General features: G+C 68.2%; 12 protein-coding genes. 4 read left to right on the forward strand and 8 right to left on the reverse strand.

The annotated features are described in order from the left end of the window. Positions 1–36: 36 nt before the first annotated feature. Positions 37–630, forward strand: a complete 594-nt coding sequence (locus ACIA8C_RS15700) for a TetR/AcrR family transcriptional regulator (protein ID WP_397135060.1) — start codon at positions 37–39, stop codon at positions 628–630. On the opposite strand, the gene ACIA8C_RS15705 is transcribed toward ACIA8C_RS15700, so the two are convergent. After that, positions 627–1,157, reverse strand: a complete 531-nt coding sequence (locus tag ACIA8C_RS15705; protein ID WP_397135062.1) for an NUDIX domain-containing protein — start codon at positions 1,155–1,157, stop codon at positions 627–629. The genes ACIA8C_RS15700 and ACIA8C_RS15705 overlap by 4 nt on opposite strands. Positions 1,158–1,193: 36 nt before the next feature. Further along, positions 1,194–1,769, reverse strand: a complete 576-nt coding sequence (locus tag ACIA8C_RS15710) for a TetR/AcrR family transcriptional regulator (RefSeq protein WP_396991526.1) — start codon at positions 1,767–1,769, stop codon at positions 1,194–1,196. Between the two features lie 92 nt (positions 1,770–1,861). Between ACIA8C_RS15710 and ACIA8C_RS15715 the strand changes: the two genes are divergently transcribed. Further along, positions 1,862–2,998, forward strand: a complete 1,137-nt coding sequence (locus ACIA8C_RS15715; RefSeq protein WP_397135064.1) for an agmatine deiminase family protein — start codon at positions 1,862–1,864, stop codon at positions 2,996–2,998. 1 nt (position 2,999) lies between these two features. Here the strand turns inward: ACIA8C_RS15715 and ACIA8C_RS15720 are convergent, their stop codons facing one another. The 6 genes from ACIA8C_RS15720 to ACIA8C_RS15745 are packed head-to-tail and all read right to left on the reverse strand — an operon-like array spanning position 3,000 to position 9,982. Beyond that, positions 3,000–4,172, reverse strand: coding sequence for a lipid-transfer protein (locus ACIA8C_RS15720; protein ID WP_397135671.1), 1,173 nt, complete (start codon positions 4,170–4,172; stop codon positions 3,000–3,002). A gap of 37 nt (positions 4,173–4,209) precedes the next feature. Continuing rightward, complete coding sequence (locus ACIA8C_RS15725; protein WP_397135066.1) at positions 4,210–4,629, reverse strand: MaoC family dehydratase; 420 nt, start codon at positions 4,627–4,629, stop codon at positions 4,210–4,212. Further along, positions 4,626–5,561, reverse strand: a complete 936-nt coding sequence (locus ACIA8C_RS15730) for a bifunctional MaoC family dehydratase N-terminal/OB-fold nucleic acid binding domain-containing protein (RefSeq protein ID WP_397135068.1) — start codon at positions 5,559–5,561, stop codon at positions 4,626–4,628. The genes ACIA8C_RS15725 and ACIA8C_RS15730 overlap by 4 nt, the downstream gene beginning before the upstream one ends. Before the next feature lie 33 nt (positions 5,562–5,594). Beyond that, complete coding sequence (locus ACIA8C_RS15735) at positions 5,595–6,755, reverse strand: acyl-CoA dehydrogenase family protein (RefSeq protein ID WP_397135070.1); 1,161 nt, start codon at positions 6,753–6,755, stop codon at positions 5,595–5,597. Continuing rightward, positions 6,740–7,804 carry an acyl-CoA dehydrogenase family protein gene (locus ACIA8C_RS15740; RefSeq protein WP_397135072.1) on the reverse strand — a complete coding sequence of 355 codons (1,065 nt, stop codon included), beginning with the start codon at positions 7,802–7,804 and terminating at the stop codon, positions 6,740–6,742. The genes ACIA8C_RS15735 and ACIA8C_RS15740 overlap by 16 nt, the downstream gene beginning before the upstream one ends. Before the next feature lie 24 nt (positions 7,805–7,828). Beyond that, positions 7,829–9,982: an acyl-CoA dehydrogenase family protein gene (locus ACIA8C_RS15745; RefSeq protein WP_397135074.1), complete on the reverse strand. Its 2,154-nt coding sequence runs from the start codon at positions 9,980–9,982 to the stop codon at positions 7,829–7,831. A 139-nt stretch (positions 9,983–10,121) separates the two neighbouring features. On the opposite strand from ACIA8C_RS15745, the gene kstR reads away from it, so the two are divergent. Next, the gene (gene kstR / locus ACIA8C_RS15750) at positions 10,122–10,769 is read left to right on the forward strand and encodes a cholesterol catabolism transcriptional regulator KstR (protein WP_397135076.1); all 648 of its coding nucleotides are present in this window, start codon (positions 10,122–10,124) and stop codon (positions 10,767–10,769) included. 376 nt (positions 10,770–11,145) lie between these two features. After that, positions 11,146–13,716, forward strand: coding sequence for a trehalose-phosphatase (gene otsB, locus ACIA8C_RS15755; RefSeq protein ID WP_397135078.1), 2,571 nt, complete (start codon positions 11,146–11,148; stop codon positions 13,714–13,716). The last annotated feature ends 51 nt before the right edge of the window (positions 13,717–13,767 follow it).

The raw sequence follows: 13,767 nt of genomic DNA on the forward strand, positions 1-13,767 counted from the left end.
AGAGGACAGGCTGACGCGAGGCCAGGAAAGGTGACCATGTGCACAACCGACCGGCGCACCCTGATCGTCGACGCCGCGATCGATCAGATTGCGCGCCAAGGCCTTCGAGCACTCACCCATCGAGCACTCGACACCGCGCTCGAGCTCCCCGCAGGCTCGGCCTCGTACTACTTCCGCACGAAACGCGCGCTCATCGAGGCGATCGTGGACCGGATCACGACCCGATCGCGCGACGACTTCACGGCAGCTCAACTCGCCCCGACCGGCCCCATCGATCCCGATGCCACCGCGGCCGGAATCGCGGTTTGGCTCGATCATCTAGTGGCCGAACGCCGCAATCAGCTCATCGCCCGCCACACCCTGATCCTCGACCTACTGTCGGACCCCGAGCTGCACACCCGCTTGGCGCGCAGCCTGTTCTCTGCCGAGCGGGCCCGAGAACTGTTCCACGCCATGGGTATCCCCGACCCCGCGACCGCCGCCGCCGCCGCCGACTTCATCGCCCTACTCGAAGGCGCTGTCTTCGACCGACTCGCGGGAAATCGCGCCGAACTCACGCCGGGCACGCCCGAGAGCGTCCGCCAGTTCGCCACCCTGCTGACGATCTACTTGCGAGGAGTCATCGCCTAGTCACTGAGATCCGCGCTTTGGGCATGGTCCCTCAACTCAGGCAGGTCCAGCTCGACGTCCTCGGCCCCCGCAGGCAGTCCGAGCAGGTCGGTGGCGTACCAACCGCGTTCGCTGTAGGTGGCGCCGGTGAAATGGGCGCGGATGCCCGCGGCGGGGTAGGCGATGATGGCGTCGGGGAGGGCGTCCAAGGGGAACCAGCGCAGTTCGTGGCATTTGTCGGGTTCGCGATTGGTGGGGTTGCCGGTCCAGTGGCGGGCTTCGAAGAAGAGGCCCAGGCGGGGGTCGCGGCCGGAGCCGACTACGTGGGAGGTGTGGATGTGGCGCAGGTCGGCGGGTTCGATGTGGACGCCGGTTTCCTCGTTCGCCTCGCGGACCGCGGCGGCGGTGGCGGATTCGCCCGCCTCGAGTTTGCCCGCGGGCAGGTGCCAGAGGCCGTCGAATTCGTCGTCGCTGCGGCGCTTGCTGAGCAGCAGGCGGCCGTCGCGGATGAGCAGGACGTGGACGTCGACCAGGTGCCGAGCGGTCATGGGGCTCCTCACGTGCGGCGATCTGCTGTATCGAACTTACCGTCGCACGCCTAGTTCGAGAGCGATTGCGCCGCGCACCAATTCGCGGGCCCTTGCCAGTTCGACGGTGCCGCTGAGCCAGCGCATGCTGATGCCCTCGACCAGCGCGGTGAGCCGCTCGGCGGCATCGGCGGGCACCACCTCGGCGGGGACGGTGCCGCGTTCCTTGGCGTTGCGGATGAGCCCGCTCAAGTGGTCGGTCCAGCCGACGGTGGCGTCGCGGAGTTGATCGCGCAGCTCCGGCTGGAAGACGGCGGTGGCGCGGGATTCGCCCCACGCGGTGCTGTTCTCGATGACCAGCGGGGTGTCCTGCAGCTCGAGCAGCAGCAGTTCCCGGAGGTGGCCGAGCGGATCCGCGGCGGCGTCGACGTCGGATTCGGTGTAGCGCTCGGCCCTGGTGCTGATGAAGTCGAGGGTCTGCGCGAGCAGGCCCGCTCGGTCCTTGAAGTGGTAGTAGATCAGCGAGGTGGAGACGCCGGCCGCTTCGGCCAGCTCCTCCACCCGCAGGCCACGGATACCGCGTTGGGCGACCACCCGGGCGGCCGACTCCAGGATCGAATCACGACGAGACATGCGGACAATGGTACCGTGTGGTCCTGACTGAAATTTCAGTCAGGAGCTTTCAGCAGGATCCTCGACTATCGGAGCCCGTGATGGAGAACCCCATGTCCCGCCGATCTGCCTTCAGCGTCCTGGCCGGCCTGCTCGCCGCAGGCGTCTCGGCATGCGGCTCGTCCGAACCGTCCGCCACCTCCGCCGAGCCAGGCACCCCGGCGCCGGAGCAGGCGGGGCCCGGTGGCCGGTTCGGCGCCGAATGGGAAAGCCATGCGCGCACCTACATGTCCTGGCCCGCCCAGGCGGCGGCGATCTGGGGCCGGTACCTCGGCGACGTCCGCGAGGACATCGCCGGACTGGCCCAGGAGATCGCCGAGTACGAGCACGTCGTGATGCTGGCCAGGGACGATCAGCGCGACGCGGCGCAGCGGGCGTGCGGCAGCGGCGTCGAGGTGATCTCGCTTGCGGTGGACGACCTCTGGGCCCGCGACACCATCCCGGTCTTCGTCGAGCAGGCAGGCAAGGTGGTCGGCGTCGATCTGGGTTTCAGCGGCTGGGGCAACAAACAGCGCCACGACAACGATGGCCCGCTGGGTCGGAAACTGTTGTCACGCTATCGGATTCCCCGCTATCAGGCCCCGTTCGTCGCCGAGGGCGGCGCACTGGAGACCGACGGCGAGGGCACCCTGCTCGTCACCGAGAGCTCGATCGTCAACGACAACCGCAATCCCGGCAGGAGCCGCGACCAGCTCGAGGCCGAGCTGAAGCGGACCCTCGGCATCGACAAGGTGATCTGGTGCGCGGGCGTGCGCGGCGAGGACATTACCGATGCCCACATCGACTGCCTGGTCCGCTACGTGGCCCCCGGCGTTGTGCTGCTGGACACCGCGTTTCCCGGCTCGCCCGCCGACTCGTGGTCACGGTCGAGCGAGCAGGCCAGGCAGGTGCTCGCCGAAGCCACCGACGCGCGCGGACGCACACTGCAGGTGATCGACCTGCCACAGCCTGATCCCAACGAGATCACCGGCGAGGGTGCGGAATTCGTGTCCAGCTACGCGAACTTCTACATCGCCAACGGCGCGGTGTTCCTGCCCGAGTTCGGTGACCGGCGGGCCGACGACCGGGCACAGGGCATCCTGCGCGATCACCTGCCGGGCCGGGACATCGTCCCGGTCCCGATCGATGAGATCGCCGCGGGCGGCGGCGGCATCCACTGCTCGACGCACGATCAGCCGGGTGCGCCCTAGCTCAGTTGGCGCTGAGCACCAACCCTGAGGTTGGTACGCCGGTACCCGCGGTGACCACGATGTTCTCCAGGTTCTCGACCGGGTTCACCGAGGTGCCGCGAATCTGGCGGACCGCCTCGGCGATTCCGTTCATGCCGTGGATGTAGGCCTCGCCGAGCTGTCCGCCGTGCGTGTTCAGCGGCAGCCTGCCACCGACCTCGATGGCACCGTCGGCGATGAAGTCCTTGGCCTCGCCGCGACCGCAGAAACCGAGTTCTTCCAGCTGCATGAGGACGAACGGGGTGAAGTGGTCGTAGAGGATGGCGGCCTGCATATCCGCAGGGCGCAAACCGCTTTGGGCCCAGAGCTGGTCGCCGACCAGACCCATCTCCGGCAGGCCGGACATCGCGTCGCGGTAGTAGCTGGTCATGACGTACTGGTCGGCGCCGGAACCCTGTGCGGCAGCGGCGATCACCGCCGGGCGCTGCGGCAGATCGCGGGCGCGTTCGGCACTGGTGACCACGATCGCGACGCCGCCGTCGGACTCCTGGCAGCAGTCGAGCAGGTGCAGCGGTTCGGCGATCCACCGCGAATTCTGGTGGTCCTCCAGGGTGATCGGCTTGCCGTAGAAGAAGGCGTCCGGGTTCACCGCGGCGTGCTTGCGGTCGGCCACCGCTACGCGACCGAAATCCGCACTGGTGGCACCGTATACGTGCATGTAGCGCCTGGCGACCATGGCGACTTGCGCGGCGGGCGTGCCGAGACCCTGCGGGTAGGACCAGCCCGCGTCGATCCCCGACGAGGTGGGGGCGGACGCGAGCGCGGTGGAGAACTGGCCGAATCGCGACACCGAACGCTCGTTGAACGCACGGTAGGCGACCACCACATCGGCGACGCCGGTGGCCACCGCCATGGCGGCCTGCTGGATGGTGGCGCAGGCCGCGCCGCCGCCATATCCGATGTGGCTGAAGAACTTCAGCTGCGGGATGCCGACGGCCCTGGCGACGGCGGCCTGGGTGTTGGTGTCCATGGTGAACGTGGTGAGGCCGTCGACGTCGCCGGGCGTCAGGCCCGCGTCGGCCAGCGCCGCGGTGACCGCCTCGGCGGCCAACCGCAATTCGCTGCGGCCGGAGTCCTTGGAGAAGTCGGTGGCGCCGATGCCGACGATCGCCGCGCGGCCCGAGATACTCGGCATCGCCGAGGGGTGGCGGTCGGGCGACGGGTTGGCCTGCTCACTCATGCGAACTCCGGTAAGTGATAACGGCTTTCGCCGTGATGTGGTCACCGAGGCTGTCCTTGCCGACCACGTCGATGTGGATGTCGCCGCCGTCGATGGCGGTCACGGTGCCGGTCAAGGTGAGCGTGTCGTTGGCGTACAGCGGCACGCCGAGACGCAGCGATATCGACTTCACCACCGCGCGCGGCCCGGCCCAGTCGGTGACGAATCGCTGCACGATGCCGGTGTCGGTCAGGATGTTGACGAAGATGTCCTTGGAACCGCGGGCGACCGCCTTGTCCCTGTCGTGGTGCACATCCTGAAAGTCCCTGGTGGCCAACGCGGTACTGACCACGAAGGTGGGATCGGCGAGGATCGCCAACGCGGGCAGCTCGGTACCGACTCGCACGGCGGCCGGTTCGACGGTCGTAGTCATGCGATCACCTCCCAGACGGGCAGCGTCGCCTCGTCGTCGAGCTTCTCGAACGCCACCTGGACGGGCAGGCCGACCTTGACCTCCGCCGGATCGATGCCGCGCAGTTCCCCGAGCATGCGCACTCCTTCCGCCAATTCGACCAGCGCGACCACGAACGGCAGTTGCCGCCCTGGCACTTTCGGCGCGTGGTGCACCACGTAGCTGAATACGGTGCCGCGGCCTGAGGCGACGACGTAGTCGGTCTGCTCCGATTTGTCCTTCCACAGGGCGGGGATCGGCGGATGCCGCAGCGAGCCGTCGGGCAGCTTTTGAATGCGCAGCTCCCCCGCTTTCGTACCCGCCCAGAAGAATTCGGTGTCCCAGGAGACCAGCGGCTTGACCCGTGCTCCGGCAGGTGCCGCGGGCGCGGCGGTGCCCGGCGCGAATTTCAGCAGCCGGAACAGCATTTCGGCGACCAGCTCGTCGCCGACGTGCCAGCTGGTCAGGAAGGTGACGAACCAACCCTCGCCCAGCGCCGTCCGCTTCGGGCCGCGGATCTCGGACAACCTGCTTGTCGCCGAAACCTGCTCGCCGACATTGAGATACCGGTGGTAGGTCTGCTGGCAGTCGGTGGCGACGACGGAGGTGTATCCGGCCGCGTCGAGCAGTTCGGTGGCCTCGCCCATCGGATCGTCCGCCGGGCGAACACCGTTGAGGCCGAACATGGTCCATACCTGGGCCATCGCCGGCGGTGCGACAATGCCGGGGTGCCCGGCCGCCTTCGCGGCCACCTCGTCGACGTAGATGGGGTTGGTATCGCCAAGCGCCTCGACCCAGTTGTTGATCATCGGCTGGTTCACCGGATCACGCGCGAGACGCGGCGTGCAATCACCGACCGCCTTGATCCGTTCCGCCTCGGCGACAATCGCTTCCGGACTGGTGGTTCCCGGCACGCGCGGCTCCTTCTCGACTAGCACTTGCGATGGCTATCTGGGTACTCGTGGCAGCTTCAGGCCGGCCGTGGCGACCAGCTCGCGCATCACCTCGTTGACACCGCCGCCGAAGGTCACCGTCAGGTTCTGTTTGGTCCGCCGGTCCAGCCAGGTGAGCAGCTGTGCGGTGCCTGCTTCGGCGGGATCGCCGTAGCGGCCGACGATCTCCTCGGCGAGCCTGCCCGCCTCCTGTAGCGATTCAGTGGAGAACACCTTGGTGGCCGACGCGTCGGCGATCACGCTGGACTGGTCGCCGTCCACAGTCGCGGCCACCTGCCAGTTCAACAGCTCGTTCAACCGGACCATGGCGTGAATGCGGCCGAGCGAGCGGCGCACGTCGATCTCGCCGAGCGCGCCACGTAGCTGCGCCCAGTCCCGCACCCGGTCGTAGAGCTGCTCGATCTTGCCGGACGGGCCGAGGCTGACCCGCTCGTGATTGAGCTGGGTGGTGATCAGCCGCCAGCCCGCGTTCTCCTCGCCGACCAGCATGTCCGCGGGCACCCGGACATCGTCGTAGTAGGTCGCGTTGGTGTGGTGCGCGCCATCGCAGGTGATGATCGGCGTCCAGCTGTAGCCGGGATCGGTGGTGTCCGCGATCAGGATGGTGATGCCGCGATGCCTCGACTCGACCGATCCGGTGCGGCAGGCGAGCCAGATGAAGTCCGCCTCGTGCGCGCCGGTGGTGAAGTACTTCTGCCCGTTGACAACCCAGTCGCCTGCGGCATCGCGCACGGCGGAGGTTCGTAGCGAGGCCAGATCGGTGCCCGCCTCCGGCTCGGAGTAGCCGATCGCGAAATGAATGTCACCGGAAAGGATTCCGGGGAGGAACTTCTTCTTCTGGGCGTCGGTACCGAACTGTTGCAGTGTCGGGCCGACCGTGAACAGGGTGACCAGCGGCAACGGAACATCCGCGCGCACCGCCTCATTGAAGAAGATCTGCTGCTCGACGGGACCGAATCCCTGCCCGCCGTACTGCTTGGGCCAGCCGACGCCGAGCCAGCCGTCGCGGCCCATCCGGCGCACCACGTCGCGGTAGGCGTCGCCGTGCCGGTTCACCGCCATCGCGGCTTCCTCGTCCGGCGTGACGAGATCAGCGAAATACGAACGCAATTCGCCGCGCAGCTGACGCTGCTCGGCGGTCAGATCGATGAACATCTTGCCCCCAGTCGATCCAGCCGGAACGATGCGCCGCCGAGCCAGCGGGCGATGTCCTTGGCCTGTGAGTAGTAGCGGTGCATCGGGTGGGTGATGTCCACGCCGAGACCGCCATGCAGGTGATGACACTTCTGCATGGCGGCGGGCAGATCGGCGGCCACGCAGTAGGCGAGCACGTCGAGGTCGTCGTCGATCCGCGTTTGGTGCTCCTGGCTGGAATCATCCTGCGCCAGTGCCCAATTCGCCGATACCGCGGCGACGTGCAGGGTGCGCGAGACGACGTACAGATCGGCGATCTGCTGAGCGACGGCCTGGAATTCGGCCAGCGGCCTACCGAATTGCCGCCTGGTCCGCAGGTGTTCCGCGGTCAGCACCAGCGCGCCCTTCAGCAGTCCGTCCGCGACGGCGCCGATCGACGCCAGGGCTAGTCGGTGCAGGTCGGCCAGGCCACCGGGTAGTAGCTGCTCGGCCGGGATCTGCACCCGGTCCAGCCGCACGGTGCATTCGGGGATGCCACCGGAGACCGGCGACGGCACCCGAATCAACCCCTTGGCGTCCGAATCGATCAGCGCGATACCGGAATTGGTCGGTATCAACAGCCAGCGGGCCTCCTCCGCGTACGGCACGGCGACCTTGTGGCCGGTGATCCGCACCGAATCGCCGTCGATGACCGCCGCCGTCTCCGGCTTGACCGCGAACGGCGCCGCCGGTTCGCTGAGCGCGGCGGTGAGCACCGCGCCCCCGGCTACCTCGCGGAACACCCGCTCGGCCAGGCTGTCCGGCAGCAGCGACAGCAGTGGCAGCAGCCCGAAGCCCAACGTCGGCAGCGCGGGCACCGCGACGGCGTCGGTCGCCAGCTCGGTCAGCAGCACCGACACCTCGGGCAGGCCCATGCCGTCGCCGCCGAAGCGCTCCGGCACCGCGACCGAAAGCAGCCCGCTGTCGACCAGGCTCGGCCACAACGCGAAATCACGGGCCGATTCCCGCTCCAATAAACTCACGACGACCTCGGCCACCGCGTCCTGGCCCTCGTCCCTGGTGAAATCCATGCTTAGTCTCCAGTCGACTTGTCGCTAGCCGGCTACGTCGCGCGGTAGCCCGAGAATCCGCTCACCGGCAACGGTCAGCAGGATTTGTTCGGTGCCACCCGCAATCGATAAACAGCGTGTGAGCAGGAATTCTTTTACCACTTCCGTGTCCTGTGCACCGGCGGGACCTGCCGTCTCGACGGAGAATTCGGCAACCGCCTGGCGATGCCGGACCCCGACAAGTTTGCGCACGCTGCTCTGTGCGCCGGGATCGGCGCCTGCCAACATTTTTACGGCGGCGCGCTGCTCTAGCAGTAAACCTGCAATCGCATCGGCGATGAATCCGCCAAGGCGGTCGTTCGATAATTCCGCACCGGGTCCGGTGGCGGGCGATTTCGCGATCAGCTCTTCGAGCTCCGGCCCGATGCCGTTGCCGCCCATCGCCACTCGCTCGGTCGACAGCGTGGACCGAGCGATCTTCCAGCCATTGTTCAGCGCACCGACCACGCCGTCGTCCGGGACGAAGACGTCGTCGAGGAACACCTCGCTGAACCGCGCCTCGCCGGTGATCTGCACCAGCGGACGCACTTGCAGTCCCGCGCTGTGCATGTCGACGAGGAAGTAGCTGATACCGCGGTGTTTCGGCGCGTCGGGATCGGTGCGGGCCAGGCAGATCGCCCAGTTCGCCTTGTCGCCCAACGAGGTCCACACCTTCTGCCCGTTCAGCACCCAGCCGCCGTCCACCTTTTTCGCGGTGGTGCGCAACGCGGCCAGGTCGGACCCGGCGCCCGGTTCGCTGAACAGCTGGCACCAGACGACCTCACCGCGCAGGGTGGGCCAGGCGAAGCGATCGATCTGCTCCGCAGTGCCGTGCTGCAACAGCGTGGGGATGGCCCAGCCGCCGATGGCCAGGTCGGGCCCGGCGAGTCCGGCGCGCCGGAGTTCTTCCGAAATCAGCAGGCCTGTCATCGGATCCGCGCCGCGGCCGTACGGGTGCGGCCAGTGCGGCATGGCTAGTCCGGCGTCGACCAACGCGCCGGGCTGCTGGTCGACGGGCAGCGCGGCGATTCGCGAGACCTCGGCCGCCAGCTCGTCGGCACTGTTGCCGTCCACGGCCGCAACGCCTTCGGCGGCGAAGACCCGATCGGCACCCGTGGTGCGTCGACGACCCGCACGGGTCAGTTCGGTCAGCCTGGCCCGCCAGCGCGCCGACCCGCCGAGCAGCTGGCGCAGAGCCACCGCCCGGCGCAGATACAGATGCGCGTCGTGCTCCCAGGTGAAGCCGATGCCGCCGAGCACCTGAACGCAGTCCTTCGCGGTATCGACCGCGGCGTCCAGCGAGATGGCGGCGGCGATGGCGGCCGCGACGGGCAGCTCCGCGCCACCCTCGTCGACCGCGGCCGCGGCGTCGGCCGCGACGGCACGGATCAGTTCGGCCCGGCACAGCATCCAGGCGCAAATGTGCTTGACGGCCTGGAACGAGCCGATCTTGCGGCCGAATTGCTCACGGACCTTGGCGTATTCGACCGCGGTTTCCAGGCACCAGCCGGCCACACCGGCCAGTTCGGCGGCGGCCAGCACCACCACCAGATCCTCGACCGGGTGCGGCGAGGCGAATATCTGATCGCCCGGTACCCGCACGTCGGCGCAGTGCACACGAGCGAGCGGCGCGCTCAGGTCGAGCGGCGAAAGCGATTCGATCCGAAGCCCTTCGGTGTCCGGCGGCAGCAGCACCCAGCGCTGCCTGTCCGGGAGGGAAACCGGAAGCAGCACAGCGGTTTCCGGTGCCGCGCCGAGGACCGAATCCCAGGAACCGGTGAGCACCAGTTCGCCGTCGGTGGCCGGTAAGCCGACCTGCGCCCCGACAATGAAGTCGAGCGCGACCCCGCACGGCAACCGCTCATCGAGCCGGCCCGCGGTGATCAGATTGGCCAGCGCCGTCGCCAGCACCGGCCCGCCGACCAGATCGTGCGCGGCCTGCTCGACCAGTACGGCGAGATCGGCGACCGAGCCGCCCGCCCCGCCCGAGTCCTCGGTCACGGCGACCCGGAAGATGCCCAGATCGGCGAGACCGGGCCAATACGCACGCCAGAAGGCGCTCGGATCGGTTCGCATTGTTGCAATTGGGCGCACCGATCCGGCCCACCCACGCATCGACTCCTGGACGGCTTTATGCTCGTCAGTGGTGGCGATGGTCACACTCCGTACCGCCTTCCCGGCGTGACTCCCACACCTAGAACATGTTCTAATATCCTAGCTGTGCGGAAGTCAAGAGACGACCGCCGAGCCACACTCGGGCCAGTTACACCAACGACGTCTCCGGAAAGGACTCTCACCGATGGCCAGTCCCTCCCGATCGCAGCCGGCCGATTCCACTGCGGCACCGGCTACCGCGACGGTCACGACGCTCAGCGAGGACGAGCTGAGTTCGGCCGCGCAGCGGGAACGGCGTAAGCGGATTCTGGACGCGACGCTGGCGCTGGCCTCGAAGGGCGGCTACGACGCGGTGCAGATGCGCGCCGTGGCCGAACGCGCCGATGTCGCAGTCGGGACGCTGTACCGGTATTTCCCCTCGAAGGTGCACCTGCTGGTGTCCGCGCTCTCCCGGGAATTCGAACAGATCGAAGGCAAGCGCAAGCCGCTTGCCGGACAGTCGCCGCAGGAGCGCATGCACCTGTTGCTGCAGCAGATCACCCGGATGATGCAGCGCGACCCGCTGCTCACCGAGGCGATGACGCGGGCGTTCATGTTCGCCGACGCGTCGGCGGCGGCCGAGGTCGATCGGGTCGGCAAGGTGATGGATCGGGTCTTCGCCCGCGCCATGAACGACGGCGAACCCGACGAACGTCAGCTTGCCATCGCCAGGGTGATCAGCGATGTGTGGCTGTCGAACCTGGTCGCCTGGCTCACCCGGCGCGCCTCGGCGACCGACGTGACCGAGCGGCTCGAGCTGACCGTCGATCTGTTGCTCGGCGACCGCGCCTAGCATTCGGACAGCCAGCGCATACCCGGCAAATCCTGGACGGCTGCCGGGTTCGTGCGGAAGATCACATTCGAGCCGAAAGTGGGCCGGGCGCACAGAATTCGCGTCAGCGGCCCGCTGCTCGGTGTAGCCGGGTAGCGCGAGTTTTGCGAGGCCCCCGCACTACCGATCGCACATCGGCATGATTGCAGCGCACGCGAAGAAGTGACCAGTCGTGGCCGCTCGGACCCGAGTTCGGGCGGTCGCCGCGCACCCCGGCGCGAACGGGCGGAAAATTGGACACAGCGCACGCATAGCGGCGGGCGTCGGTGCGGCAAATCTAACCCAGTATTGTTCTGCCCGCCCATGAAAAAACTCCTCCGATCACTAGGTTGGATGCGTGAGCGCACAGGATCTGCCACTGGAACTTCGTCGTGCACTGTCGACAGTCGCGCGAGTGCCGAGACTGTTGGTTGCCTCGGACTATGACGGGACGCTTGCGCCCATCGTTTCCGACCCGGCGAAGGCCTTTCCACACCGGGAATCGGTGAGTGCGTTACGCGCGCTCGCCGGACTCACCGGTACCACCGCCGCGGTCATTTCCGGCCGCGCGCTGCGAGACCTCGCGGCATTGTCGAGACTTCCGGTCGAGGTACAACTCATCGGTAGCCATGGCTCGGAATTCGATGTCGGTTTCGTGCACGCCATCGACAATGACGCCAAACAACTGCTCCAAGAGGTGCAGACCGCGCTGACCCAAGTCGCCTCGGAAAACCCGGGCGTCACCGTGGAGATCAAACCGGCCAGCGTCGCGCTGCACGTGCGCAACGCGAGCCCGGAAATCGGGCACCGGGCGCTGACCAACGTCCGGCAGGGTCCGGCGCTGTGGTTCGGCGTGCAGGTGACCGAGGGCAAGGCCGTCATCGAACTGGCCGTGGTGCAGACCGACAAGGGCACCGCACTCGACACCATCCGGCATCAGGCCGCCGCGTCCGCCGCGGTGTTCTTCGGTGACGACGTGACCGACGAGAAGGCCTTCCGCGTCCTGTCCGGCCCCGACCTCGGCATCAAGGTCGGCGAGGGCGACAGCCAGGCCAAGCACCGGGTCGACAGCACCGAGGCGGTGTCCTGCGCGCTCGCCTTCCTGCTCGAGGAGCGGCGCACCTGGCTGGCCGGTGCGAGCGCGCCCCGGATCGAGCGGCTGACCATGCTGGCCAGCCCGCGCTCGGTGGCGCTGCTGACGCCGGACGCGACGGTCACCTGGTTCTGTCACCCGGAGCCGGATTCGGCCGCGGTATTCGCGCACCTGCTCGGCGGACCGCAGGCCGGGCACTTCACCATCGAGCCGGAGCGACCGGGACTGCCGCTCTCGCAGCGCTACATCGACAGCACCATGACGGTCGAAACCCGTTGGGCCAAGCTGCAAGTGGTGGATTATCTGCCGCACGATGTGCCCGCGACGCGCACCGACCTGACCCGGGTGATCACCGGTGACGCGAAGGCCGTCGTGACGTTCGCGCCGCGCCCGGAATTCGGCCAGGTGCCGGTGAGCATCGAGGCGACCGAGCACGGGCTGCGGGTGCTCGGCACCAACGATCCGACGGTGCTGCGCTCGCCCGGACTGAGCTGGGAGATCCTCAGCGACGGCACGCACGATTCCGCGCGCGCCATTGTCGACCCGTCCAAGGGGCCGATCGTGCTGGAAATGCGTTGCGGCACCTCCGATCTCAAGCCGGCCAAGACCGACGAGCTGGAGCGCCGGCGGCTCGCCGAGGGTTACTGGTCGCAGTGGGCCGGCACGTTGCAGTTGCCGCCGCTGAAGCCGGATCTGATGAAGCGCTCGGCACTGACCCTGCGCGGGCTCGTGCACGCGCCGTCCGGCTCCATCCTGGCCGCGGCCACCACGTCGCTGCCGGAAGACATTGGCGGCGTGCGTAACTGGGACTACCGCTACTGCTGGCTGCGCGACGCGTCGCTGACCGCGCAGGCGCTGGTTTCGCTCGGGTCGCTCGGCGAGGCCGAGAACTTCCTCGACTGGGTACACAAGGTGCTCGAGACGTTGCCCGGCCCCGAACGGCTGCACCCGCTGTACACGCTGTACGGCGAGACGCTGCCGCCCGAGGCCGTGATCGACCAGCTGCCCGGTTACGCGGGTTCGCGCCCGGTCCGGGTCGGCAACGCGGCCAACATGCAGGTGCAGCTGGACGTGTTCGGTCCGATCGTCGATCTCATCGCCAGCCTGTCGCACGCGCGGGAGTTGCAGGGCATCACCGATCCGGCCGCGGCACTGCCGGACGCGGACTGGGAACTGGTGCGCGCCATGGTTTCCGCGGTGCAGCGGCGCTGGCAGGAACCCGACCACGGCATCTGGGAGATCCGCGGCAACCCGCGCCATCACGTGTACTCGAAGGTGATGGGCTGGCTGACCGTCGACCGGGCGCTCACCCTGGCACAGCGGTTCGCGCGCGAGGTCGACCCGGCCTGGGCGGTGCTGCGCGACACCATCGCCGACGAGGTGAAGTCCAAGGGCTGGAACGACGAGGTCCAGTCGTTCACCGCGGCCTACGACGGCACCGACCTGGACGCGGCCACCCTGCACATCGGGCTGAGCGGACTCATCGATCCGTCCGATCCGCGCTTCGCCGCGACCGTCGTCGCGACCGAGGCCGAATTGCGCAGCGGCTCAACGGTGTACCGGTACCACCACGACGACGGCCTGCCCGGCGGCGAGGGTGGCTTCCACCTCTGCGCGGCCTGGCTGGTCGAGGCGTACCTGCTGATCGGCAAGCGCTCGGACGCCGAGGCGCTGTTCGCTCAGCTGGTGGACGTGGCGGGACCGACCGGACTGCTCAGCGAGGAGTACGACCCGGTGGCCGAACGCTCGCTCGGCAATCATCCGCAGGCGTACAGCCACCTCGGCCTGCTGCGCTGCGCGCAACTGCTCGGCCAGCCGGTGGAGGCACTCGTCTAAACCGTTCCATCTCGGTTCTCCCGGGCCCGTCGACGGCCGCGCAAGCGCGCG

Source organism: Nocardia sp. NPDC051321 (assembly GCF_044455225.1).
Lineage (GTDB): Bacteria > Actinomycetota > Actinomycetes > Mycobacteriales > Mycobacteriaceae > Nocardia.

Bases quoted from the DNA above. Each gene is read 5' to 3' on its own strand.
- ACIA8C_RS15700 (WP_397135060.1), top strand. From the start codon at position 37: ATGTGCACAACCGACCGGCGCACCCTGATCGTCGACGCCGCGATCGAT.
- ACIA8C_RS15705 (WP_397135062.1), bottom strand. From the start codon at position 1,157: ATGACCGCTCGGCACCTGGTCGACGTCCACGTCCTGCTCATCCGCGAC.
- ACIA8C_RS15710 (WP_396991526.1), bottom strand. From the start codon at position 1,769: ATGTCTCGTCGTGATTCGATCCTGGAGTCGGCCGCCCGGGTGGTCGCC.
- ACIA8C_RS15715 (WP_397135064.1), top strand. From the start codon at position 1,862: ATGTCCCGCCGATCTGCCTTCAGCGTCCTGGCCGGCCTGCTCGCCGCA.
- ACIA8C_RS15720 (WP_397135671.1), bottom strand. From the start codon at position 4,172: ATGCCGAGTATCTCGGGCCGCGCGGCGATCGTCGGCATCGGCGCCACC.
- ACIA8C_RS15725 (WP_397135066.1), bottom strand. From the start codon at position 4,629: ATGACTACGACCGTCGAACCGGCCGCCGTGCGAGTCGGTACCGAGCTG.
- ACIA8C_RS15735 (WP_397135070.1), bottom strand. From the start codon at position 6,755: ATGTTCATCGATCTGACCGCCGAGCAGCGTCAGCTGCGCGGCGAATTG.
- ACIA8C_RS15740 (WP_397135072.1), bottom strand. From the start codon at position 7,804: ATGGATTTCACCAGGGACGAGGGCCAGGACGCGGTGGCCGAGGTCGTC.
- kstR (WP_397135076.1), top strand. From the start codon at position 10,122: ATGGCCAGTCCCTCCCGATCGCAGCCGGCCGATTCCACTGCGGCACCG.